This window comes from Imperialibacter sp. EC-SDR9 (genome assembly GCF_902498805.1).
GTDB lineage: Bacteria > Bacteroidota > Bacteroidia > Cytophagales > Cyclobacteriaceae > Imperialibacter.
This window is the reverse complement of record NZ_LR701586.1, coordinates 96658-122576: the sequence shown is the minus strand read 5'-3', so window position 1 is coordinate 122576 and position 25919 is coordinate 96658. Positions and strand designations below refer to the sequence as shown.

Genomic DNA, 25919 nt, shown 5'->3' with positions numbered 1-25919 from the left:
GGTTATGCCTTTGAAACATTTCCCAACCTATCCGCACGAATTTTCCAGCAGATTTTTTTGATTTGAGTTGCACCATCAATCATATTCTGATTTTTCGTTTGTTGACTTCCAAATCCGAACTCATCTTTTATCATATCTTTTTCAGGGATATTAAGCACTCCTTTCTCACTAAGTTCTTTATAAATGGCGTTTTTCTTTTTATCGTCATGGAACCTCCATATTGGTTTGGCAACTGAATAAGGGATAAAGTTTGCGATTCCACCACCTCCATCTACATATTTGTAAACACGTTGCAATTGTTCTGTTGAAAGGTTATTGAGTCGTACTGTTGAAGGATTTTTAATTTCCTCTTCAGTAGGCACATAAACCAAATCCAGTGGCGAAAGAGTGAAAATTCTGTCGAATACGTTCTTACCATCGTCAAATAAACGTTCATCATTAGGGTTATGGCGATTATTTTTATCTTCTTTAAGTACCCTAATCAAATCCATTAAACCAATGTCTTTGAACCTTCTTTCTTTCACTTCATTTCCATCGTCATCTCTGTAAACTCTTTCATAAAAACCAAGGTAGAGATTGGAACCAGCATCATTTACTACATATTGTTTTGACTTGACGGACTCTTTGTCTTCTTCATTTAAAGCTCTTTGATTTCCAAATCCTCTAGAAATTCGCACCTTTCTGATCGGAGTATGATTTTTGCCTCCATTTAGCTTTTTAAGAGTTTCCGGCTTGTTCATCTCTTCAATCATTTCAGGAGCAAAGGCTATTTCCGGATGCTCCTCAACTTTGTACTTGTTTTTTCCTTCTGCTGTTATCTCTTTCGTAAAATCTATTTCTGGCACTTTATTAACAAAGACATTGAGTTTGGAGTAATCCGTTTTGTCAAACCTGTATTTATTGGTCCTTAAGTACTCAATGAGTTCATTCATATCTTTGATATAATTGTCTTCACTTTTTGTGATTGCTTCGAATTCCTCTTTTTCTAAAAGTGCATCGTAATGAGAAATAGCTTCCTCGAATGGGAGTTCGACGGTATCGAATTGCTTTAGATGGTTCGTCAAGATCGCTTTTGTTTGCCCTACTGCATCAGAAATAGTCTTGATCTTATCACTATTAAAAGAAGTGTCTAAACTTTTTCGAATTACTATTTTTTCTTCTCCATCTATTAACATTTTTCCGTAGAAGGTGTCTTTTCCCAAACTCCTTCGGATTGCCCAGTTATATTTCCCTTCTTGCTTAACAAATTCCTTTTTGTTGGGGGTATTGTTATATCGATTCACAGTTTTATTGATGACCCGTTGGCTTTGTTTAAAGGTTACAACCGTATGCTGTAGGGCATCTAATACCATTGCTTTATAGTCACCTTTTGAATCCGAGTCTTTGTGGAAATAAGATTTGGCCATCACTGTATCTCTTGTAAACTTCTCAGCGTCCTGTTGTCTGATTTCTCCAGGAAGCATATAGTGCCAATCCTTGTCATCCTTTCCGTCTTCCTTTTTTGAAGACATGAGTTTTCTTTTCAGTGTCTGTCTGTATTTTTCTATTTGTCGTTGTTTGCCAAAGTCGACAGACTTGACCCCTGCATTGATGTTGTTGATGTAGTTGACGTGATCTCTTGTACATAGAGCGACTATCAGCGCATCCAGTGCATGGTGTCGATGGTCAATGCGCTTGATGTCATACGATTCGTCTTTTTCACGAATGCTTTTGTCCAAATTGCAGTCAAAATATTTATGTCCGGATTTTGATACTCTTTCCTGCCCGAATAGACTTGATTTTGTTAAATCATTCATCCTGATGAATCGTGGCGCAACAACCTCTTTCCAGACCTGGTCCAATCTCCATGCTTCTTTCAGTTTTCCTGTTACTGCGCCTGTTACGGGTAATACATTCTTAGAAAGGAACTCAACCTCTCCTTCCTCCCGAACAATATGGCTTAAAAGTTCCATTGCTTTCCGGGCAATATGGCGGGCGTTGTTTAGCTGGCTATTCGTAAATCCTTTGGGTATTTCTTTTGATAGTAAGATGTATCTCTTACTGCCGGAAAACTGTGACGTTACGATGCTCACATAGGTATGGTCATCGACTATTTTAACCTTCTTGCCATGTGCAACACAGTATTGTTCACGTTCTTTAGGGTGATTGACGAATTCACGTCCTGTTTGGTCGCTTTTCAATTTGTTTACTTCTCTTTCACAGACCACCTTGTTGCTGAGTGAATCATTGGTGATGGATGCTTGGGGGAATACATGATCAATATTGTATTTGTCGCCATCAAATAAGTCCGTGAGCCTAATTGGTAGATTAGTGTAGGGTGATCTATAACCTTGCTCTATCCACAATTTGTACTTATCAAAAGTTTCTTTTGTGATCGGTGCTTTTAGAAGGCTGTCAATATCATCACGTTCGGCTTTTTTCTTGTACTGATGTTGATTCAAGACGGCATCTTCTACAATCTTCAACCTTTCAAAATGATCAGAGTTCTTGGGATTTGCTCGGTACTGACTGCTAGCTAAAAACTCCTCCAAGACTTGCCGGATTCTTCTATTTTGAGTCTTGTTCCCTTTTTGTCTGTTTGTTTCAGCTTCTTTTTCTTTTACAGATTTCTTTAGCTCTCGTCCGACCTCAACATGGATTTCACTAAAGTAATTAGGCTGACTATCTCCTAATTCTTTATGCTCCCAGATATCAGCCACTACCTGCATCATTTCCAGAATTACTTTTTCTGCAACCGGGTTATTCAAGGAGTGTTGCTTTAGCTCCTGATGCAATTGCGTTCTAATATCTTCGGGAGATTTCCACTGTATGGCCTGGGCCAATTCCGAATGACGCCCATAAACCAAGTAAGACGTTTTTGTCAGGTCGAGAGAGGTGAAGTCTGTAGCTTCCTTAAACTCTCTGAAAGCCTTGAACAAGCCTTTTGGATAAGGTAGCGTACCCCTTTTGGAATCTCCTTGGTTGGTTATTGCTATGGTGTAATCAATTTCATCCGCTTCAAAATCAATCTTGCTTAGCCTGTTGAGTATCTCGTCTATCCGTTCGTTGATAGAATGTTTCCACAGAGCATCATAAAGGCCTTGTTTCTTATCTTCTGCTTCTTTTCCTACTTTCTTTGAACTGGCTATGAAGGACGAAATCCTGGATTTATCATGGCTGATGCTTTCCAAATCGGCCTTGTATGTTGAAAGGTCAAACTTCCCTGTAAACCGATTTTCTCCCATTCTCAAGAAGGGAAGCAGCTTTTTCAAAGCCTTCTCAGAATAGGCACAGTACCTCGAAGCGAACTTTGGATAGTTAGTAAAGTCATCGATAATCTGCCCCTTGATTTCGTCAGAAATACCACTGTCGTTTAAAAAGCGGTTGAAGAATGTTTGGATACTTTTATTGTCATTTTCCTTACGCTCTTTGTAGTTCACCGAGTAGAGGTAATGCCATAGCTCAATTTCTTTTTCCCGGGTCAGGAACTCGACATATTCGGTAAAGCCACATCTCTTAAATCTGGTAGCGAAACTCACCCTTGTTTCATTGCCCTTTAGTTCTTCGCCCTCTGGGAAGTTCCAGACGTAATTTTCAATGTCTTTTATCTTAAATCTGGACTTACAGAAGGAAAGGAACTGCTTTCGGTCAAGTGATTTCTGATTGTTCATCTTGAAGAAAAGTGCTTGATATGCTTCCATATCAAAATACTTTCCAGTCATATCCACGTTAGTTGAAAGTTTGCCATCAGTTTCACACTCTAGTTGAATTAATCTCAAATTGTGGAGTTTGTCCCAAATCCTGAATTCTTGAAAGTAGGGGTGGGATGCTGAAACAGCTTTGTGATAAACAGCTTCCTTGCTAATAGTAATCTCCCCGGTTTCCTTATCAACTACTTCAATCGGATTGCCTGTTTTTTTGTCACGCAATTCCTTCCAATGCCTGATTTCATACTTGCAGTCTGCTATTTCTGATTTCTTGGTTTTGAGAGGGCGTTGATACAGCAGGATGTCTTCTACCAATAGGTGCTCAATCGTATCCTTGTTGCCTAGGAGGTTTTTGGCGTGGGATTCGTTTTTTGGATAAAGTGTTCTTACACATTTTTCAAAGAGTGCGGCATCTTTCAGGCTGTTGTGAAATTCTCTTTGTGTTGCTATAATTTGCTTCAGTTCCTCACGATAAAACTTCCGCTCGACCACCTGGAACATACCTCCGATGATCTTGGTACGGTATCCTATTCGGGCATCATTCTTCAAGATGCTGTATATCTTGGGGGAAATGTAGTTTTTTGTGTTCCCTTCTTCGTCCTTGTACCCCTGGTCACTATTGAATTTTAAAGCCTCTTTTTCGGTTTTCTTTTTGAGTAGTGTCCAGTCTTTGCTCGTTTCAGAACTATAATCAGGTGTTTTGAATGAGCGCTCTTTGAAATTTCCCTGGTAGTCAAAGACGGATGTAACGATGTAGTCAAATACCCTTCCTTTTACCTTGTTAAATTGGCTGGTATAATTCTTCTTTTCCGTGGAGTGGATCCACCCATTAGTAAAGTGAAAAGAATATTTGTGTGGATTCTTATAATTGGTCTTTTCGTACTGGACGTTTTCTATTTCCAGTTCATATATGTCAGTGATGGTAAACTTTGTTTTCTTTACATCGGTTTCCCCTGTTTCATTAACTTGGGAAATTTTCAGAACCTCTTTTATATCGCCCTTGAAGGACATTTTCTTATGTGAATCTTCACTGTAAATGAATGAGTCATTTCCTTCAAGTTGTATTTCGAAAACGTCATGGCCTTCCTTGTCAATCTTTGGGTTTACCTCTTTTACCGCTAGATCCAGTTCTTCTATTATTTCATTGTCTTTTTCTGAATTGTCCTCAATATCCAACTTTTCGTACCCCCGTTTTTGGTTGTAGCTGAGTAATACCCAAGCCAACTCTTCTAAAGTAATTTCTTTGGATAAAGCTTTCTGGCGCAAATAATAAAGCGTCCAATCATAAGGAATGCGTTTCCTCTTTTCATTTCTAACACCCGTATCATTAATATCTGCAAGCATTTCTTCGTAAGCGTCCATGAAAAGGAATTCGGCCTTTTTTCCGTATTTTTTTGGTGAGTATGCGATTTTTGGCTCCCTGTTTGTTTTAAACTGGCCACACTTTTCACCCTTTCCGTTTGTGAAATCAATTTCTAGTTTGTAATGCCGGGGGAGTGTATCAAGTAAATTAAGTACGAGATGTAATCGATCTCTTCTGAGTAAGTAGCGTTCATTCAAACGCCTCGGACCTCTTTTTTCGGTTCGGGCTGCTGCTGCACTTTTTATCTTTCCACTTGTTTCAAAATCGCCGATTTCTCCGGCATCCATCGGCAATATGCGAGACCCTAGGCCTATGATTTTCACTATGCCATTTTCATGGTTAATTTCAATCAGTGCCCATCCAATCGAGTTTGTCCCCAAATCTAGCCCTAAAATCTTTTTCATATGTCTTTACTTATTCGGTATTATTTCTAGTTTTACTATCTGAAAGCAAATCACAATAAGGATTATTCCGTTGTGAAAACATTCAAAGCGGGGGCTCTTCGGAGTACCTCGCTTTTTTTTGGATGTTTCATGAACACCTTTTGAAATCAACAACTTGTGGACAAAATATCTAAGCCGCCTCACCTTACAATGCTGGGCATTTTTTCACCTCAATTCCTAAAATTTCTCAAATACAATAAGAAGTTTCTGCCATTTGTCGGCAGAAAAAATACTTCACTTAGAAAGGTTCACAGGGAATAATTAAAAAAATATGGCTGGCCAGTGAAAATTTAGAGAACAATTCGATTAAAACCTAGCAAATTTCCTTTGTAAATTATTTTCAGAATTAACGGCAGCTTCAGAAGCTGCAGCCTTCACTACCAACCCACATAAAAAAATCCCGCAGATCGCTGCGGGATTCTAGGTTAGGACCTTAGCCTCAAGGACACGTATCATTCAGCCTCCTCTTCAAAGTCCTGCTCATGGCCGGCCGCCTTGGTGTACCTGATGGTCATAAGCTCCTCCTTCATTTCCAGGCTAGGGGTAAAAGACACCTTGCTACCAAGAATGCTATAGTTACTTACTTCACCAGGTAGCTCGTGCCCTTTGCTTTTCAAATTCACTTTGAAACGACCCAGCTGCCCAAGGTTCACATTGCGACCGTTGCGCAGAAACTTGGGCACCAGCTCCAAAAAGTTTTCGATAACAGCAAAGGCATCAGCGGTGGTAACGGTGCTTCTGGAAGAAATCTCCTTCACCATTTCCCGGAGAGTGGCTTCCCGCTCTCTTACGATACCTGCGTAGAACTTGTACTGACCGCCGCCTGCCACTCCCGGCTCGGCTTTGCGGATGGTTTTATACAAAATAGACATGATTGAAAATTGTTAAAATGTGAATAAATGATTTAAGGTGTACTTATGACGAAAAACCAACTTTGGAAAACCTGTCTGGCGCCTTGAACGAAGCTTTGTGAGAGGGAATATTCAGTTCATTTCGTACAGTAATTCTCTTTTCAATATTAGTGCCAAAATACCCCTACTCACTCCAATTATTAGGAAAAAATTCTATTATTTTTCTCATTTAGTTTTTTTATCCTAATTGATAAAGAAACGCCTTATAAAGGTAAACCATTTTGGAGTTTCGTCGTTTAAAACACATCTCAATAAAGCACATTTTTTACATTTCAATCGATTGTATTTGCATACCCGAATTTTTGCATCCATCTTAAGTCATGCATCGAAAGCTGCTCTAAAGTCACCATAAGCTGTCCTTCAATATTTGCATAATTTCATGATAACGAAAACAGGCATTTTATTACAATCAACTTCCTAAATACGTGATAAATCACCCTCTTTCCCTTAGAAAAAAGTGAGCGCTTTCAGTTGAAGCTTCAACGGACTCTTGTCGAAGCTTCAATGAGCTCCCGTTGAAGCTTCAATGAGTTCTGGTTGAAGCTTCAGTCGGATCCGGTTGAAGCTTCCACTGTAAACGGAACAAGCTAGCACCGTTAACGATACAAGCTTGAGCAGGAAAAGGTCGAAGCTTCAGCCACAGCCGACACAAGCTTGAAAGGGAATCGGCTCAGGCTTGGGTGGAGGTGAGAGGAGGCTTCAGTGGGGAACGATCCGCAAGGTGATGGTAACAGTGAATTCATGGAGGACGCTGCAACGCCATCGGAATCTCTCACTTTGCCCCGATAAAATATCCTGATTTTGGTTCAATGTGGTTATTGTGGAGGCGGTGGTGTATCGGCAGTCTTTCTGGTTGGCCCCGTCGGGCTCTTTGCTTGAGAGATAGCAACGGATAGCCTGGTATGTGAGGAAAGAGCTGGGGCATTACCAACAGGGAAAGCAAAAGTCACCGAAAGCCTAAATTGCTACGGGATTATTTTTCGTCTTCGAAGTACTCCATTGTCCATACATTCTGCCTCGGGAGTCCTTTTTCAATTCTGGCTAAATCCACAATCTCCTGAATAAATTGAGTTTTCGCCTTTGTATACTCCTCCAGTGAAGAGAAATTCCTGAGCACTAACAGTTTTTTCAAATCATTGTACCTGACTACCATGTCCGGTCTCCTTCTCAAATAGTCTCTGAATAGTATTTCGTTCCGTGAATAGAATTCAACGTCCCATGGCAATATGTGCAAATTATGCGTCCAGGTGTTCTCACTGGTATACCTGGCAAACAGATGTCGGCCGGCAATATCCGTTGGGGTTTTGCGATAACTAAGTGCAAAAAGCTTCCGATCGTAAAAGGAAATTTTGCGAAATGGCGAAACGGCCACAAAAATATCAATTACCGGCTTTGCACACTGGCCGGGAATAGCAGTGCTGCCAATATGTTCAATGGCTTTAATCTGACTCCGAAAAGTGGTGACCATCAGTTCTCTTTCATCTTCGAATCCTCTTTTCCAGTTTTCGCAGTATTCAACGATGCCTATGTATATACCTTCAACTTTCAAACCTGTCCGAACAATCAAAAATTATGAAAAATTGAACTCCCATTTTCGGCTAGATAAGCCCTCCCGCTACTTATTGGGCTATTTGCTTTTTCGGGTTACTCAACCACCAACCTGTGCGTCTCCTTCCAGCGGTCGGTAGCCACTGTCACGAAATAAATGCCGGGCAATACACCATTTAGCGGCACCTCAGTCTGGCCCCCGGTGGTAAAAGTGCCGTTGTAAACCTGGCAGCCATCGGACGAAAAGATATCGATTTGCACCTGAGTCACGGAGGGCGCCAACCTCACACTTACATATTGGCTGGCAGGGTTTGGGTAGATGGCTATGGCAGTGCCTTTGTCAACACCCAGCACGGGCTGTTTGACAGACTCATCAGTGTAATACAGTGTACGATCCAGTTGCTGAATCAAATAGACTCGTCCGGTTGGACTCTCAGCAAAAACACAGTAATTGAACTGGGCTACGCCATCTATTACCAAAGGGTTAATATGTTTCTTCTCGAAACCTAGCCCTTGCTTTGAATAGGACACACCCGAAAGGTTCAGCGAGGTACCAAACCTGAAGGCATAACTGTCGCCATTGGAGGCGAAGAAGCTATTGTGCGACTCCAGGTAAAGCCAAGGATAGCCAAATGACACCAAATGGTGGTGGTTCCATTCCTCTCCATTGACAGCTCCCTGAAAGCTGCTACTCAGATTCAAAGAAGTGGCCACTCTACCGGAGGCCCCCAGCAGGCTTATCCGAATATTGTCCTGGCGGTCAACCTCCAAACTGGTTACCTGCACAATGCTTGTCGTGCCCAAACCATCCTCACCTCCCCAGTCGAACAAAGGATCGGGCAATGGCTGCCAGTTTTCTCCGTGGTCGGCAGAATACAGCAAAGCACCGTCCGCCGACGTATACTCATTCAACGATGCGTAAATGCGGCCCAGTGAGCCTTGTGCGAGGTGCGAAATATACTGATCCTGAGCCCTCCCGAGCTCAACTTTGCGCCAGGTGTGCCCGTCGTCAACAGACTTAAAAAGTCCGTTCCCACGGAAATAGCCTACATCATTTGCAACCTCCAGGTAGCCGGTGGCCACCAGTACGTCGCCGTTAGCCAACACCAGGATATCGGTTACACCATCCACCTGCTGTAGCTGGCTGCTGTGCCAACTCTCTCCGCCGTTTAACGACACATAAATGATGCCGCTGTCGGAAACGCCATAAATGGAGTCCCCAGATACAACGAGGTGAAAGAAGGGCATGGGATCCACATTTAAGCTTGCCCATGAACGCCCTTCGTCGGTGCTCCTAACAATACCCTTGTTTGTTCCCAGGTAAATACCTCCCTGACTATTTACCTGTAGCGAATAAAAGAAGGTGTTGTTTCCGAGGCGGGGCTCAAGGGTTTTCCAAAAATCGCCAATGAGCTGTGCTTTCACCAGAAGCGGAAGCAGCAGTAAAAAAATTGTGAGTCTCATCAGTTTTGAAAATAAAAACCAGACATGAAAGTGATAAAAATGGTTGCATTGGGCCTTCGAAAAACCCTAAACTGCAAGTTGGGCGATCCACTCCCGGGCCTGTAAAGGATCGGTGAAAAACTGCTCCCTCCCTGTGCCATACAAACTTTGGTATTTTTCAATTTTGGTAGCATCCTGATGAACATGGGCAGCTGCAGTACATCTAATACCTCCTTTCAACCCTAACCGCAATTCGCTGGCCTCCTCAAACATCTCCAGGTAACCTACCCGCCATCCGTATTGAGCCAGTGTGCGGGGCACAATTTCCCGAAAGCGCTTATGCGCTTCTACATTGATAGCCGTAAACCCAAACAAGTCGACCAAAATTTTGAACTTTGTTCCCTGGCTTATCGCATCAAGTGCGGTATAGAGAGAGGTTTTCCATTTTTCAATGTCGGCGATTGTCGCATCCCCGCTTAGTCGTGTCACAAGCAGCTGCTCGTGGGCCATCCAAAGGCTGTCTAAATTTTTCATAAGTGAAGTTTTTTACTTTAACAATACTAAGGCAGCGCTCCCACCTCGGGTCTCCCCGGCCAGGATGCGCTCCCATAGCCATTTACTCAGCATTTTGAACCGTGTTAAGCGATAAATTTTCCGGAGAGATGTAAGCAGGTACCTGGTTATCCACTGGCTTGATCGACTTCAAGTAGGCGAACAACGCATACAAATCGTCGTCGGAAATGTGGCTGTAAAACTGCCACGGCATAGGAGGAACGAGGTTTCTGGAACCTTCCAGCCCCTTGTATTTACCTTTTCGGATGGCGGTTTTGAAATGCTCAAATGTCCAGTTGCCAATGCCTGTGGCGTGGGGCGTAAGATTGGCGGCAAATGACTGCCCCCATGGCCCCACGAAGGAGGTAACACCAGTAGAAAACAATATCCAGTCGCTGGTATTGACAATGGGTGGCAATATTTCGTCCTTAGGATGCCCCGACAGCAGCCTGTCGGGGTCAGGGATCGGGCCTGTTTCTGTCATGATCTTGGGCGAATGACAGTCACCGCAAGCTCCTGCGTTGATCAGGTATTCACCTCTTTTGATCAACGCCTCGCCAGTCAACGGAGGCTGTTCCTTCACTTCAGTGGATGGCTGGCAGGCGTTCATTCCTACTATCAAAAGTGCGGCAGCCATAACACTGGAGAGCTTTTCGAGCAGCTCTTCCGACAATTTAAAAATGTGTTTCATTGTAATGAATAAATTAAGAGTGATAAAAAAGGAACCGGATTAAAAATCATGAGTGATCATGTTTGATTTTCTGGTAGAGTTCGAGCGCACTGCGCTCCACCCAGCACTCAGCGAGCCTGTCGTCCCGAACACGCCAAATAGCAATTCCGGTAAAGGCAACCTCCCGGCCGTCGGCCGGTAGTCCAAAAATCCCATTATTTTTTCCCGTACAGATCCACCGGGATATCACCCGGTCGCCTGATTCATTTCGGATGGTCTCCTGGCTCACCGTGATGGCGTCGGTCAGTCTTTGTTGAAAATTTCGCACCCATTCTTTGAACTCGTTGCGCCCGCTGATACTAGCGCCGCCAGTGGTAATGGTGTAATCCCCGGTCATCAACTCATCGATGGCGTCGAGATCATGAGAAGGGCCCCACACACGCTCCAAAAATGAGAGCGACAGTTGAACGGGATCTAAAACATTATTATTGGTATTCATCTTAAATAAGTTAAAAAGGATACGACCTATTTATCGAACCGCTTTCAGGCGAAAATCCATGGAATCCGTCTGCGCAAGGTCAGGGTGGCTGAAAGCCCCACTGAAAACTGTCGTGGCAAGGCATGCACACCGATGATGGCTCTGGAATGCTGCCCTTTTTCGCCAAGCACCTCCACAAAAAGGTCAGAAGCGCCGTTCGCTACCTTTGGGGCATCATCCCAGTTGTCGGCACTGCGATAATATATGTCGACATGGTTGAGGCCTTCAATATTTTCAAGGTCGAAATACTTGTTTATCTGAGACAACACATTGAGCCCGCACAGGTGCATGGCCTGATAGCCAGCCTCGGTGTCCAGGTCGGCGCCCAGCTTCCCCTGGTAAAGGAACTCTTCATTTTTTATCGGGAACTGTATCGCCACCGACACGATGTTTCCCCGGGTATTGCATGAAGAATAGTTGCCACCCGGCGTTGACGGATTCGGCAGAACAAGCCCCAATTTTTTGATCTGTTTTTCAATGCTGGTCATATAATCTTATGGTTAAAAAATCATTTTCTGTCCGTCACCGGGTATAAGAAGCTGCCCTCTTTCCACTTGTGTGATCGTCCGGTTCCGAAGCTCTTCCCTGGTGAGGGAGTCATGATCCAGAGCTCCTATATGCGTAGCCAACACCTGCGCTTGCGTGGCGTAGTCACAAAGCATTAACACCTGCCCTGCATCCATAACCAGAGACTCACTATCGCCAGAAAAAGCTGGCCCAAATACGTTGTAGGAATGCGCAAAAGCGTTTCCTCCCGCATGACAGACAACTACCTCTGGCTTATGCCTGTCAATCACGTCTTGCACTCCATCGTACCAAACCGTATCGCCACACCAGTAAAGAGTCTTCTCTTCCAAATGCCGGAATACAAAACCAGATGCAACGCCCATCAGCGGCAGAATCTCACCTGAGCCATGCTGACAGTCTGTTCGGGTGATGCTCACCCCCTCAATGTCCAAGTCCCGATCAATGGCCCTGACGTTTCCAAAACCACTTGACATAAGCGCATCCAGGTCTTGAGGCTGGCAAAAAATGGGTGCCTGTCTGGAGAGATTATGCTGTGCCTCGTCATCAAAATGATCCGGATGCAGATGAGAGACAATAATGTAATCAACACCTTCTAAGATCTCTTTGATGCTACAGGGAAGATCAACGGTTGGGTTTTTGGACCTACCCGCCAGTGAGGGTTGACTATATTTTCCTCCCAAATAAGGGTCAATTAAAAAAGTGACACCACCGAATTGCAGCTTGACGGTAGCGTTTCGAATAAGCTGTAGTTCCATGTCTTTGTTGTTTTTTGACACAAAACTAGCACCAGGCCAACCCTCGCCAGCTATTCGAAATTGCTAATTAAACTGAAATCGTCTTCCTCTGATCAATGGATAAAGCGAGTTAGCCTCCTGAAAACCAACTTTGTCGGCCACGTCGGCAATGGTCATCTCGCCACTCCCGATATACTCGAGTGCTTTTCTAACCCTCACTTGCTGAAGCAGTTTGTGAGGTGTAAACCCAAAGGCCTGTCTGAATACCCGGATAAAATGAAACTTCGACATCAACACCTCTCTGCTCAGAACATCTACCGTCAACGATGGGTCACTATACTGGCTGAAAATGATATCTCTGCCCATGGCTACCCTCTTGAAAAGCTCAGCTCGGGTGGCACTTTTTTGCGACGGAATCCTCATAGCAGACTTTTTATTTTTGCCAATCAGTCCGCCCATCACATCCATCAGTTCCAAAAGGTATTCATCGCCGCTGTCACTCTGGTAGCTAAGTAGCTTACTTCTAAACAGAGGCTCGTTGAAAAAAAGTCGGTTGTCAAACAAATAGGGTGCTCTGCGTCCAGTCGGGTTGTCAAGCAGCTTTTCATCGTCCGAGAGGATATTGGAAAGGATCTCATTGTAAGTATCAAAGCCCAGGTGCACGTTCATAATGTTCACAGGCAACGAATCACGAATGGAGAAGCTGAAATGCTCAAAGGGGTTAACAACACAAATAGTCTCTCTGCAAAACCTGACATCACGGTCTTTTGTGGTAAGCGTCACCAGCCCGTCGGTATTGACAGAAAAAATAGTGAATGAGCTCTCGGGTATCTCTTTCTCGAACGCTTGATAGTGGCTGTTTACTACCACATTGGGCCATTCCAGCCCTCGATTGTCCCCGCTATTCACTTCATTTCTTAACCGGGTAAGCGTTTCCTGATCCGGGCAGTGGTTAGCAACGATCATTTGAATTGATTTTATTTAATTCAATATTGGTGCCATCGCTTTTAGCGAATCGGTTGAAACAATCTGTGCAAACTCGTCTTTCAAACTTGCTAATGCAGTGGCATGAATGACTCCAGCAGAATACTCGTTTCCGTCGTGTCCGATTTTGTTAAAAGTGGCTGTAGCGTCGTGCACCAAATAGGTTTTGTAGCCCAGGTTGCCGGCCATTCTTGTTGTGGTAGAAACACAATGGTCTGTAGTCAACCCCACAATAACCAGGCTGTCAATACCTTTTTCATTCAGTCGCTTTTGCAGGTCGGTGCCAATAAAAGCACTGTTGACACTTTTTTCTACCACAGGCTCTCCAGGTAGCGGCTCCACCAGTTCATTAAAAGCATTGCCCGGGTTGGAAGAGTGTAGCGGCGACCGGGGGTTGGCAGAACAATGTCGAACATGGAAGACAGGTAACTGGTGAATTCTCCACATAAAAAGCAGCTCCGACGCATTCTGTTCAGCATTTGGATTGTTGCGATGCCCACCCCAGTACGCAATATCTTCAAAGGCCTTTTGTATGTCTATTAGAATTAGTGCAGGTTTTTGGTCAAAAAGTGATTCCATACTAGCTTTATTTGATATGGAATTTACGGACAAGGCCCTCCCCGGGTTTTTCTAAAACCCAGAATCTGGAAATGAACAACCCCGCAGCAAGCTGACGGGGTATCACTGCTAGACGAATCTAAAACAGTTCCATCTGGCCTCTGTGAATTTGTTTGTATTGCTTCCCTTGGTTCTGCACATACGCTTTAATTACATCAGAATTGGCATATTGGCCTACGGTGTTGATGTAGTAGCCACTTCTCCAAAACTTGCCGCCCCATAACTTCCGCTTTACTTCTGGATGAAGTTCAAATATCCGTATCGCTGTTATACTCTTTATCGTTTGAACCACCTTCTTCGGTGAATATATTGGTACACTTTGAACAAGAAAATGAACATGGTCTTCGTCTGAGCCTATCTCCACAAAGTTTATCTCATATCGCTCCGATATCCCCTGGCAAGTCAATTTCAACGTAGATTCAACTTCTGCGGTGAAAACTTCCCGCCTATATTTCGAGGGGCAAACCACGTGATACAACAGCAAACTTTTATTGTGGCTCTTCCTAATATGGTTATCTTCCATAACCAAAGATAGTTATCTATCTCATCGCAACACCCGATGCAAGCATCGGGGAATTCTTTAGATTAAACGCACACTAGTTTAATCAAAACGTTTATTTATACCGCCCGATTTGCATAAAGCTGCTCGCTGAGGGACAATCCACTAAAATCTAAAAAGGGGAATGAGCCTCAGTCAGTAATTACGCCCCTGAGGCTTTAGAGCTTTCCGACAATTACCTCACTTCGGTAGGAGATTTTTTCTGGCTCACCTTCAATGGGTTTGCAGTAAAGTCGGGTTGATGATGAACCTTTTCATTTTGCGAAGGTAGTCTGGGAAAGGTGACAGTCATGGAGGTTCCCATCCCAACTGTTGATTCCACCTGAATGGCACCACCTACTTTTTCGATAATCGTTTTCACGATGAACAGGCCCAGGCCAGTGCCCTTGATCCCGTTGGTATTGCTCATCCGCTTGTAGGGTTTGAAAATGTGCTCTTTTTCGTCAGCGGGAATTCCAATGCCGTAGTCTCTTACTGTGGTAATATACGAGTCGTTACTCACCGAAAGTGATACCACAGGAGCAGGCTTTCCCTGGCTGTACTTCAAGGCGTTACTTATAAGGTTAACGACTACATACTTATACCCCTGAGTGTTTATCCTCCACTCCAAATCACCAGCACTAAGCTTTTGCCTGACCTGAACACCTTCCCATTCCTGGATGCTTTCCATCTTCATCTCCTCAAAAAACTCCAGGATATTCACCTTTTTCTGATCAGCTTTGTCAAACACAAAGCGCCTGTCGAGGAAAAGAAATGACTCAATCACCCTGCCCATGCTGGCAGTGGCCATCTCCATCCTCGACAGTAAAACCGGAAGTTTTTCATAATTTTTTCTATATATGGCCATTTCTGAGAGCTCAAGATTAGAATTCATTACAGTAAGCGGCGTTTTGAACTCGTGGCTGGCAAATGAAATAAGGGCTGAGTTGAGTTGTAAGGCGTCAGTCAGATCCTGGTTTCTCTTGCGGAGCTGATTAAATGATGGCCTCAACACAGCCTGGTACAACCACAACAACAGTCCAAAAATGCTGACAAGCAAAAAATTGTCTATGCGGTCGTGAAGCAGCATTCTGTCGTTATATGTGCTGGTAATAGCCCCCATATTACTGTTAACGTGATCCACTGCCTTGTCGATAGAGATAAGAAAAAGCGGCTCAAACTCTGTTGCGGCTGCATTAAATGGGTTCTTGTTAGTAAAAATTCTCCTAACCTCTTCATCGATCTTTATGTATTCTTTTTCGAGCTTTTCACCAATAGGCAGGCTGTTCAGCTCCTCCCGAATCACTGCCAGCAAGCCGACATATTTTTTGTAATAGTCTTTGCACACATAGCTGCTTGCCTCCTGCTTGGCAGGAATGCTAAGGGAATCTTCCAGCAGCACAATCCCTATCTCGCTTTCATAAGCCCGAAGCAAGTGCCTGATTTTACCAGTGTAATCAACAAGGCGGGTGATATTACTAAGTGAATCGACCTGGCTGTGGTTGACATACAGGGTACAGACCACAAAAACAAACAGCATGCCGATTGACAACGCTACTTTTACCAACGGATCCTTAAGCCATTGCCTAATTTTGATTGTTAACTTCATCAGTAGCTTATCCTTTGATAGTCTTCGCAATAGATGTAATTCCCCTCCAGGTCAACCGTACACTGCCGGTAATCATCACCGATCAGCTCGATTTGAAAAAAATACTCGTTTTTTACTTCTACATCCCATTTATCTCTGCTTTTTGAAGTTAGCGACACTGATTCAATCAGAGAGTTTTCTTCAACGTTGTAAGAGCCGAAGCCAAATTCGTCAGTACCAATTTTCAGTCGTTTTCGAATCCACATAAACTCGTTTCCATTGAATATCTTAATTTGTTCTATTGAGTCTTTCAGCACATACACTTTGTCGACTTTGTCAGTCCCTGGTTTGAAATAGGTATAGCTCTTCATATGCCAGCTACCCTGAAGGTCACTTTCAGAAAAATTTACCTCGCTACACGCAAAAAGTGCGCAGCCAAGCAACAGTAAAACCAAGTACTCCAACAAGTTTTTCATACTTAACAGTCCTCAATTAGCTGCACCAACTCCGGCAGCCGAAATGGTTTAGGCACAAACTGCGTAGCCCCAAGATTCCTCAACTGATTTTGCGTGTCCGTATCTGTCATGGCCGACAATATAAAGATAGGAGTAAGCCTGAAGCGGTCAGTTGCTCGTAACTTTTCGAGCACGCCGAAACCCGTTAGTTCGGGCATTTTGAGGTCACTAATCACTATATCAGGAATCCATTCCAGCGCCAGTTCCACTCCTGCCTTCCCGTTGTTAGCAAGCTTCACATCGTAATCGTAGAATTCAAGATAATCTTTGATAGAATCCCTTATATTTTTCTCGTCGTCTATTACTAATACCCTCTTGCTCATGTTAGTAAAAATTTGCAAATAATACTATTGTTTATAAAAGTATATCACCTGACTTTACGTAAATCAGCAGTTTTAACATCGCATACCATCAAAATCACCAAATAAGTTTTATAATAAGATCCGGTTTACTTTTTAGATTTCTTCTCTTACGCCAAAAGATTTCCCATCAGCTTTATTTTATTGAAGATCCACTTAAAACCTTAAAGTCAATAGTAAAGGTGGTTCCAGCGCCTTCCTTACTCTCTGCGGCGATGATGGCATTATTGTAGCTGAGAAACTCCCTGGTGATGCTGAGCCCAAGACCTGTTCCTGGTATTCCGTCTACATTCGACGACCGGAAAAATGGGTCAAATATATACGGCAGATCGTCTTTCGGCACTCCAATACCCTTATCTGCTATGGTTACCTTTATTGCATCGGCTTTGAAGACCACATTTACCTCTGGTGCCTTTTTACCTGACGAGTACTTGATCGCATTGCTAATCAGGTTGATAAGGGAATGTTCTACCTGGTACTTTACCAGCTTTATACTGATTGGCTCTCCCGTCACGGTCAGCTTGATCTCTGGCAAAGAGCCATCGAACCCAAAGTGAGAACCTATAATTTCCCTTAACAATTCATCTATTCTCACATCCTCAACGTCACCGCCAATTTTGCCCTTTTCAGCTTTGGAAAGGATCAGTACATCGTCCATCAGCGACTTCAATCGGGCTGTTTCTGTGTTAAGCCGCTCAAATATTTTGACAGATTTTTCCTTCGTTAGCTTGTCGGAGTGCATACTCAACAAATCGACATTTGCCTGAATAGCCGCCAGTGGCGTACGCATCTGGTGGGAAGTAAGTGAGACAAACTTTGATTTCAGCTCCGTTATTTCCTTTTGCTTTTCAAGCAAACCCTCCATTGTCTTTTTTGCTTCGAATTCTTTCGTAATATTCGAAAATACGCCAACCGCCCCGTTGACATCTCCATTATCGTTGCGTAGTGGCGTGGCAAATGCCTCCATGTAGAGGCCGTCGTTGCTACCCTCTTTGTGTTGCAGATGAAATACAAAATCGGTCACAGTTTCTCCTCTCAACGCCCGAGCGAGCGGAAAATCGGACACAGGAATCAGTTCAGAATGATCGGCATAAAAACTATGATAGTGAGTTGACCACTCAGCCAAAGCAATATCCTTCATGCCGTTTTTGAGTAGTTTGGAAGACGCCTGGTTAAACAGAAGGACCTTACCCTCTTTGTCTGTCACCACCACGCTGTCCCTTATCGAATTTAGTATAGTTTCCATCAAGTGATTTTGCTCCGCAATCCTCTCATTCTTTTCAATAAGATCCGTGAGGTTGTTTGATATGAAGGCCGCCCGCTCCACGCTGTTGTTAACTACAAACGGAATAGCAGAGATTTTGAAATGGTTGTACCTTTTCAGGGATTGATTGTAAATTCTGGTTTGGTAGGTAAACGCTTGCGCTGACTTGAACAGCTCTTTCAGCCCCTTTCTTATTATCCTGACTGTTTTCTGATCATTGTATTCGTATACCGATGTGCCAATCACCTCTTCCCGGGTAAAGCCCTGCGCCACGTGGTTGACATCTTCGACGACTCCCTTTTCGTCGGTGATGAAAACGATATCCTGAATATTATCAAACAACTGCTTGTATCGGGCAAAGGCAATTTCCTGCGCCCGCTGCGCCCGCTTCAACTTATCGACATCTAGAAATGATATGACCACGCCGTCAATTTGGCCGTCTTTCGTATAATATGGAGTGATCCGCTTCAGGTAATATTGACCCGACTTGTTTCTCACCTCCCGCTCAGTAGCCTTTCCATCGCCGAGCACCTTCTTGCAGTTAGCAACCAGAGTGTCCGAAGCAAAATTGGCAGTGAATTTGGAAATGTCTCTGCCTATATCGGCCTCATCAAGGTTGAATAGCTTGGTGATTTCCGGAGTGAACTTTCGTATTTTCAAACTGTGGTCCAGAAAAACAACCCCAATCTGAGTGCTGTCTATCATATTATTCACGTCGTCGTTGAGGTCGGCCAACTCCCTCACCTTATGCGACAGCTCTGTGTTAACAGTATAAATCTCTTCGTTGACTGACTGCAACTCCTCGTTGGTAGACTGCAACTCCTCATTGGAAGTGAGCAGCTCTTCGTTAGACGCCTGCAACTCTTCGTTGGCGGTTTCCATCTTTTCTACCGCCGCCTGCAGTTTGGCCCGGGTTTCTTTGAGCTCTTCCTCCAGGGTAATGATCCGTCTCGTTTGAAAATCATCGGGAGAAAACTCAGTACCCTCCTGCTCTGTACTTTCTACCTGAGTTTGATTTTTGAACTCTACCAGTATTACGTATTCGTTCTGCTCAGGCCAGAAATAGGGCATAAATTTGAGATCAACAAATATGTTTTTGTCGCCCTTATAAAATTTCGTTTGCACGTATGACACCGACTTCCCCGTTTGCGTCGCCTGCCTGACTCCGTCTTTGAAAGTAAGTGCCTGTGTGTCATCGAGTAGCTCCAAAAGATTGAAATTTGGCATACCCTGGGGGAAATTGAAATAGCTACTGACGTCGCCATTGATGAACAGGATGTCGTACTCTTTGTTGAGGAAAATACAACTCGGTACAAAGTTTCGTAGGAGCGATGAGGTGAAGAACCTGTTGTACTCCATCTGCTTTGACTTACCGAAACTAACGGAGCTCGCCCTACTTACATCGAGAGAGGGGCCCGTGAGCCTGCTTAATTCGTATTCCCTGCTTTTCTTTCGGGTAATATCAGGCACGTTGGTGAATATCTTTACATGCTCCGATACAGGCTCAAAGGCAGTTTCAAACCCTGAAATAGACTCGCTTTTGCCCAGGAAGAGAAAGGATTTCACATTCAGTGCAAAATAAAAATTGTTAAGCACCTGCTTTTGCACCTCATACTTAAGATATATCAGCAGGTTTCTACAGGTAATCAGGTCTACATTTATAAAAGGAGGATCCTTCAGCAAGTCGTGGCGGGCAAAAACAATCTTTTCCCTGATCCTTTGCTTTATTGTGTAGTCATCACCCTTTTTTCTGAAGTATCGTTCTTTATATGCTCTCGGCACATCGAGCAATGCTACTTCACTGTAAATACCTGTACCTGCTATTTCCAGTGCCTCCACGTCGATATCAGAAGCAAATATCTTGTAATCGATCGCCAGCTTACATGCCAGCAAATGCTCTTCCATGAGCATGGCAATGCTATATGCCTCATCACCCGTAGAGCACCCCGCCGCCCAAACCCTAATGGTTTCATCTTTTTTGGCCTTGGTAAATATCGAGGGGATCACAGAATTTTTTAGTAATTCGAACTCGCTGCCATCTCTAAAGAAGTTGGTTACCCTTATCAGAAACTCGTTGGCGAGCAATTCCGCTTCGTTCTTGTTTCTATGAAGGTAGTCCCGGTAATCGGCCAGGTTCTTCAAGTGATTTATATTCATGCGCTTTTCAATCCGGCGCTTAATCGTTCCCATTTTATAGTTAGAAAAATCGAGTCGTGTGGCCTGCTTTATGGCTGCAAATATTTCTTTGTAGGTCAATTCGTGCGCCTCATCGTTCACGTACCCACCAGGCTCGAGGTTAAGGCGGGACAGTTTCTGCCCAATGGCGGCTACCGGCAGTACCAGATCAGGAGTTTTTGTGGCAATGGCGGCTTTCGGCATGCCATCAAACTTGGCATCTCCGGGATCCTGCACAATTACAATGCCCCCGTTTTCTTTGATTACCTTAATGCCCGAGCTGCCATCGCTTCCGGTGCCAGACAGGATAACACCTATCGCTTTTTCCCGGTATTCCTCGGCCAGCGAGTTAAAAAACCGATCGATCGGCAAGTTTAGCGAACCCATCGGTTCCTTGGGAAGAAAACGGATGAGGCCGTCTTGTACAATGATGTTTTTATGACTTGGGTTCAGGTAAATATGGTTGGGCTGGATAATGGCATTATCCCTGGCACCAAGGATAGGCATATCGGTATGCTTGCTCAATAGTTCGTCCATCAGGCTTTTAAAGTTGGGTGAAAGGTGCTGAACGACAACGAATGCCATGCCAGTGGTAGAGGACAAATTATTGAAAAGCTCCTGCAGGGCCTCAAGGCCGCCGGCTGAGGCGCCAATCCCTACTACATACATGTCTTTGTCCTTACTGATAATGGTTGAATTACTCATACTTGGGTCTATTTCTTTACACTAACTTGACGGTTGCTGCAAGCATCTGGGTTTTTTCGATAGTGAGTGGCTTGAGCTCATAGTAGCTCACCAGAGGGTGTTGTTTTGCCCGTTCAATTTCGTCCAACTGAATGGATGAACTAAGCATCACCACTGCCCCTTTGTAGCCCAGCTGCGTAAGCTTTTCGAGCACCTCAAACCCATTCAAAAAAGGCATATTGATATCAAGTAACACAAGGTCAGGGGCAACTTCCTCACTTTCTACAGCCTCGACGAAAGCCGTTGGCAGAGTAAATTTCAAAACACTCACCCCCGGAGCTACCTGCTGCAATATTTTCTGATTCAAAAAACAGACGATTTCGTCATCATCGACCAGTGCAATAGAACCAATCTGTTTGTCACTCGCATCTTCCGTTGTGGCCCTGCTTCCATCTCCGCCCACCAGCTTTCCAATTTCATGTATTGTGGCATCCATTTGCTCCAGGGTTCCCTCCAGCACCCGCAATACTTCGGAGTTGTCGAGCGATATTCCGTTTTTTAGCGAGTCCTTTAACGACATGATCCGGGTGATACCAGCTCTCAACTCGTGGGAATTCATGAAGTTGATCTTCTCTACCTTATCCTGCATGTCTTTTAGCTGCCCTTTCAGCGCTTCGTCAGAAACGACCCTTTTGGAGTTTTTCTCAAGGTTGGCTTTTATACACCGAAGCAGTTCAGACAGTTCGAATGGCTTGGTCAGGTAATCGTCGGCACCAAGGTCCATACCCTCTCTTAAATCGCCCATGGTGGCTTTTGCTGTGAGAAACACAAATGGGGTTGCGCCTATGGCGTTGTCCTTTCGGAGGGTTTTGATCACCTCATAGCCATTCATTTTACCCATGTTCACATCACACAAAATCAGATCCGGTTCAAACTCCCGGGCCTTTTTTATTCCCTCCTCTCCTGAGGCAGCTATTTCAAGGTCATAGTCATAAAACTCTAGAAAGTCCCTGATGCTTTCTCTGATGTTCACTTCGTCGTCAATAATCAGAATCTTCTCCATAAGTTATCCTTTTATCATCTTTTGTAGGGTTACAGTGAATTTTGTAAACTTTCCAGGCTGACTATCCACCACGATGTCTGCATGAATCAGCTTGCAAAACTCCTTCACAATCGCCAGACCAAGGCCAGTGCCCTTTATGCCCTGGGCATGTTTGCTTCGGTAAAATGAATCAAATACTTTATCGATTTCGTCGGTTTGTATCCCAATTCCGTGGTCTTTTACCGTTACTATGAAAGTATCTTTATTGCCTGCCACATATATCTCCGGGTCTTTACTGCCTTCCGAATACTTCATGGCGTTCGACACCAGGTTACTAAACACATGCTCAAGTAAATACTTATCGGTTTTAAGCGAATAGCTATCGAGGTCATCGCCCGCCACCACCTTGATTGTTCTGCCCGGGTAAACCAACCGAGCATCCTCAAGGCTGACTTCCAGTACATCCATCAGATTGACCGGCCCAATTTTCGGACGGTAATGCCCGGAATCAATTTTGCCAAGCGTGAGCACGTCGTTCATCAACGATGTTAGCCTTTTCACCTCTACCTGTACCCGGTCAGAAACTTTCTTCAGTCTCGGATCCATGTCTTTCTTAATAAGATCGAGAAGCTGAATGTTATTAAGAATCACAGTAAGTGGCGTTCGGAATTGGTGAGAAGCCATAGAAATAAACTGAGTTTTCATTTGATTGGATTCAATCTGATCCTTTAAAGCGGCCCGTAACTCCAACGATATCTTTTTTAGTTTGGTAACATCTTTGAAATGGGCCAGCATCCAATTGGCACCCTGCACCGTTTCAAACTGGCTCACCGTACATCTGAACCATTTGCCCAGTTCAGTAAACTCGAAAGTTGTTTTTTGACTCCCCCGTTTTATATCCCTGAAGGATCTTTTCAAATTATCAGTAAGCTCGTCCCCGGATAACTGAAGCGTCTCTTTATCGGGCAAGCTTTTCTTCTGTTCTGTAAATGTAAACTCCGCTAAATCATTGCAGTAGAATTTCCTTTGGCGGCCGCTCTGATCAAATATGACAATCAAATCTTCCAAAGCAAGCAGTAGAGAGTTGACGTTGTTCAGATTATCCCGGATACTTTGTTCCATAACCACCCTGGAAGTCACGTCTCTGAAGCTCCACATATAGCCCAGCGTTTCCTCCTCGTCTCTGACCATCAGCCAGTCGGCCTCCACGACCTTCCCATTGCGCAGTGTGAACTGGATATTGCTTAAGTCTTTGCCTTCCAAGTTAATTCTGTTCATCGTATCAGCCAACTCGCTGGGCTGCGCAAACCTGGTTTTGACCGAGCGACACACGCTGGAAATTGGCAGACCTATTAAATCTTTGGGCATACAATCAAGCTCAAAGAGCTGGCAAAAAGCTTTGTTTGCCTCTACAACCATATTCTCTTTGCTCTGTATTATTATGGCGCTGGCGCTGTTGTTGATAATGGAATGCTGTTGGATTCGAGCCTTTTGCAGGTTCGATTCGACAGCCTTATTATCGGTGATATCAAGCATACTACCAATCCTCACCACTTTACCAGAAGGGTCTTTCCGGTACATGATCGACGTAATTGTGTATTTGAGGTTTCCATTTACCAAATACCTCAGCACGGTGCTTTTGAGCTCCTTTCCCTCGCTGTACCCCCCTTTCTGAAGGTCAGTAACGAACTTTCTGTCCTCTTCTACCAGACACTCCAAATATTCTTCCATTGAAAATGGCCCGGCTTCCACTGGCCTTTCGAAGAAAGTGTACATATAACCGGACCAAACTACCTTACCCCTCGTAAAGTCATTCTCCCACCAGCCAAACTTCACCAAACTTTGAACAGTGTTGAGCAGCTCGGCCTTACTGGCAAGCATTAGTTCAAGCTCAATCTCCTTACTCACATTCACCAGAATGCCGTCCACATATTTGCGATTGCCTTCAACTACCACCTCAGCTTTCACCTTGGCATGCCGCACGGTGTTGTCTTTAAACACAAAGGTTAATATCCGCTCTTTCGGCTCATTTTCCGTTTGGGTAATATTGACCAACTCGGCAATCATTCTCTGCGTAACAGGCGCAAAAACATCTTGAACTTTATTTATCGAAAGCAAACCACTTTGCGGTGGAAGCCCAAGGAAGGTGTAAACGTAGCTGGAACACCGGATTTCACCTGTAGCCATTTCCATACTAAACGAGCCTAGGTCCGCCATCTTCTGCACCTTTAGCATGGTGGCTTCCTTTTCTCTCAAACTCTGGAGAGTGATGATTTCATTTGTTACCTCGTAGATGGTTCCCTTGACTTTCACGTCGCCATTTTGCAGGTGTTTTCTTAGTGTTAGCTGAGCATGCTTAACGAGTCCATTTTTGAAACGGTAAATCCTGTTGATCCTTCTATAAGTAATATCCATTTCAAGCTCACTGATGATTTTTTTAGTAGCTCGTTTGGTATCCTCCGTAAACGCAGCAATCATTGTATCAAAAGTTAGCGGAGTGTTGGTTTTCTCTATTCCGATGAAGCCATAAAGGCTGTCGGAATATTTCATCTCGCCCGTAGTCAAATTGGTCTCAAAAAACACCAGCCCCCCGAGTTGCTGCGCTTCGGTAAGGTAGGCTTTGGCCTCCTCCAGTTCACGAACATAATCCTTCATGTCGTTGATGTCGACTACCAGCCCCAAAATGACTGTCCCATATTCACCCGATTCGACCAGGCTGGAGAATACTTTCACATAAAAGTAAGATCCATCCTTCCTCAGAATACGTTTTTCAAAGGTGGTTTTTCCACCAGGCTCACTCGTAAGGGCTAATAGCAATTTTTCACAAGCATCGAGGTCATCCGGCGGTGTAATATCCATCCAGTTGAGCGTCGAAAGCTCTTCGGCTGCGTAGCCGGCCATATTCTGGTAAGCTTCATTGGCACTAATAAAACTACCCTGAGTGTCCATAAAAAACACCCCAATTCCCTCGTTCTGATATACCTGCCGGAGAATATCGTAAGATTCCTGCAGGCTTTTCTTTTTGGATTTAAGTTCTTCGCTGAGCTGCTCGCTCACAGCGTCCCGCCGCTGCTCTTCCAGCACAAACCTGGTAACGTCGATACCATAGAACTGGTGGTAATCGGTGCCTGGCACAAGTACCTTTTTGAAATTAGCAAATCGGTCTCCGAATTTTACCCGGTTTAATTCATAACTGTGATCTTCTTGCATCAGGCTTTCATACAGCCCAGCTGGCAGCACAGCGCCCAATTGACAGTCATATGCCTCCATAAGCTCCCGGGCCGACTCATTGGCGTACATCAGCTGACCATGAGAAGAAATTCTCATGACAGGAAACGGGTTGTTGTCGGGGAACGATTCGCCAGCAATTTCTTCCAGCTTTTTGATGATCAGGACCTGGCTCCCCGCCACGTGAGCACGCTTGGCCGAATAAGTATTGGAAGTGGCTGAATTGGAAAGTCTGAAACGTACTTCTGCAGGCCCAGTGGATGGCGAGTACTTAACAAATTGCTCCACTTCAGCTTCAAATGAAGGGTCGACGATGTCGAGAAAACTCTCCCAGCATGCATCATGAGGAAGGCCAAATTGTTCTTTGAAAAGTTGGTTCAATATGGGCGGCTTGCCCGACTCATCGAGATACAGCAGGCCGACTGAGAACTCGCCACCAACAACATCCAGAATTTGGTCAATGTGATTGCCTGAGAACATTAAAACGCAAAATGATTGGTTAAATACG

At 44.2% G+C, this 25919-nt stretch carries 18 protein-coding genes; all 18 read right to left on the bottom strand.

Annotated elements, in window-relative coordinates; genetic code table 11:
• Positions 1-2 precede the first annotated feature (2 nt).
• On the bottom strand, positions 3-5453 hold the full coding sequence (gene cas9, locus GC130_RS14990) for a type II CRISPR RNA-guided endonuclease Cas9 (RefSeq protein ID WP_151999147.1): 5451 nt from the start codon (positions 5451-5453) through the stop codon (positions 3-5).
• Between the two features lie 491 nt (positions 5454-5944).
• Entirely contained in the window at positions 5945-6364 is a 420-nt protein-coding gene (locus GC130_RS14985; RefSeq protein WP_151999146.1) for an HU family DNA-binding protein, read from the bottom strand.
• 1012 nt (positions 6365-7376) lie between these two features.
• The gene (locus GC130_RS14980) at positions 7377-7952 is read right to left on the bottom strand and encodes a GrpB family protein (RefSeq protein ID WP_201568634.1); all 576 of its coding nucleotides are present in this window, start codon (positions 7950-7952) and stop codon (positions 7377-7379) included.
• A 95-nt stretch (positions 7953-8047) separates the two neighbouring features.
• The gene (locus tag GC130_RS14975) at positions 8048-9415 is read right to left on the bottom strand and encodes a T9SS type A sorting domain-containing protein (protein ID WP_151999144.1); all 1368 of its coding nucleotides are present in this window, start codon (positions 9413-9415) and stop codon (positions 8048-8050) included.
• A gap of 66 nt (positions 9416-9481) precedes the next feature.
• Positions 9482-9928, bottom strand: coding sequence for a hypothetical protein (locus GC130_RS14970; RefSeq protein WP_151999143.1), 447 nt, complete (start codon positions 9926-9928; stop codon positions 9482-9484).
• Between the two features lie 82 nt (positions 9929-10010).
• Entirely contained in the window at positions 10011-10637 is a 627-nt protein-coding gene (locus tag GC130_RS14965) for a diheme cytochrome c-553 (RefSeq protein ID WP_151999142.1), read from the bottom strand.
• Between the two features lie 46 nt (positions 10638-10683).
• Complete coding sequence (locus GC130_RS14960) at positions 10684-11115, bottom strand: ester cyclase (RefSeq protein ID WP_151999141.1); 432 nt, start codon at positions 11113-11115, stop codon at positions 10684-10686.
• 44 nt (positions 11116-11159) lie between these two features.
• Positions 11160-11642: a RidA family protein gene (locus GC130_RS14955; protein ID WP_151999140.1), complete on the bottom strand. Its 483-nt coding sequence runs from the start codon at positions 11640-11642 to the stop codon at positions 11160-11162.
• A gap of 12 nt (positions 11643-11654) precedes the next feature.
• Positions 11655-12437: an MBL fold metallo-hydrolase gene (locus GC130_RS14950; protein WP_151999139.1), complete on the bottom strand. Its 783-nt coding sequence runs from the start codon at positions 12435-12437 to the stop codon at positions 11655-11657.
• Between the two features lie 63 nt (positions 12438-12500).
• Positions 12501-13382, bottom strand: a complete 882-nt coding sequence (locus GC130_RS14945; RefSeq protein WP_151999138.1) for an AraC family transcriptional regulator — start codon at positions 13380-13382, stop codon at positions 12501-12503.
• A 15-nt stretch (positions 13383-13397) separates the two neighbouring features.
• Entirely contained in the window at positions 13398-13979 is a 582-nt protein-coding gene (locus GC130_RS14940; RefSeq protein WP_151999137.1) for a cysteine hydrolase family protein, read from the bottom strand.
• Between the two features lie 118 nt (positions 13980-14097).
• Positions 14098-14541, bottom strand: a complete 444-nt coding sequence (tnpA, locus tag GC130_RS14935; protein WP_151999136.1) for an IS200/IS605 family transposase — start codon at positions 14539-14541, stop codon at positions 14098-14100.
• Between the two features lie 211 nt (positions 14542-14752).
• The gene (locus GC130_RS14930; RefSeq protein WP_151999135.1) at positions 14753-16165 is read right to left on the bottom strand and encodes a sensor histidine kinase KdpD; all 1413 of its coding nucleotides are present in this window, start codon (positions 16163-16165) and stop codon (positions 14753-14755) included.
• On the bottom strand, positions 16165-16620 hold the full coding sequence (locus tag GC130_RS14925) for a hypothetical protein (RefSeq protein WP_151999134.1): 456 nt from the start codon (positions 16618-16620) through the stop codon (positions 16165-16167). The genes GC130_RS14930 and GC130_RS14925 overlap by 1 nt, the downstream gene beginning before the upstream one ends.
• A gap of 2 nt (positions 16621-16622) precedes the next feature.
• Positions 16623-16982, bottom strand: a complete 360-nt coding sequence (locus GC130_RS14920) for a response regulator (protein WP_151999133.1) — start codon at positions 16980-16982, stop codon at positions 16623-16625.
• A 172-nt stretch (positions 16983-17154) separates the two neighbouring features.
• Positions 17155-21162, bottom strand: a complete 4008-nt coding sequence (locus GC130_RS14915) for a CheR family methyltransferase (protein ID WP_151999132.1) — start codon at positions 21160-21162, stop codon at positions 17155-17157.
• Positions 21163-21178: 16 nt separating this feature from the next.
• Complete coding sequence (locus GC130_RS14910) at positions 21179-22204, bottom strand: response regulator (RefSeq protein WP_151999131.1); 1026 nt, start codon at positions 22202-22204, stop codon at positions 21179-21181.
• A gap of 3 nt (positions 22205-22207) precedes the next feature.
• A complete protein-coding gene (locus GC130_RS14905; protein WP_151999130.1) occupies positions 22208-25891 on the bottom strand; it encodes a PAS domain S-box protein in 3684 nt (1227 codons plus the stop codon).
• Between the last annotated feature and the right edge of the window lie 28 nt (positions 25892-25919).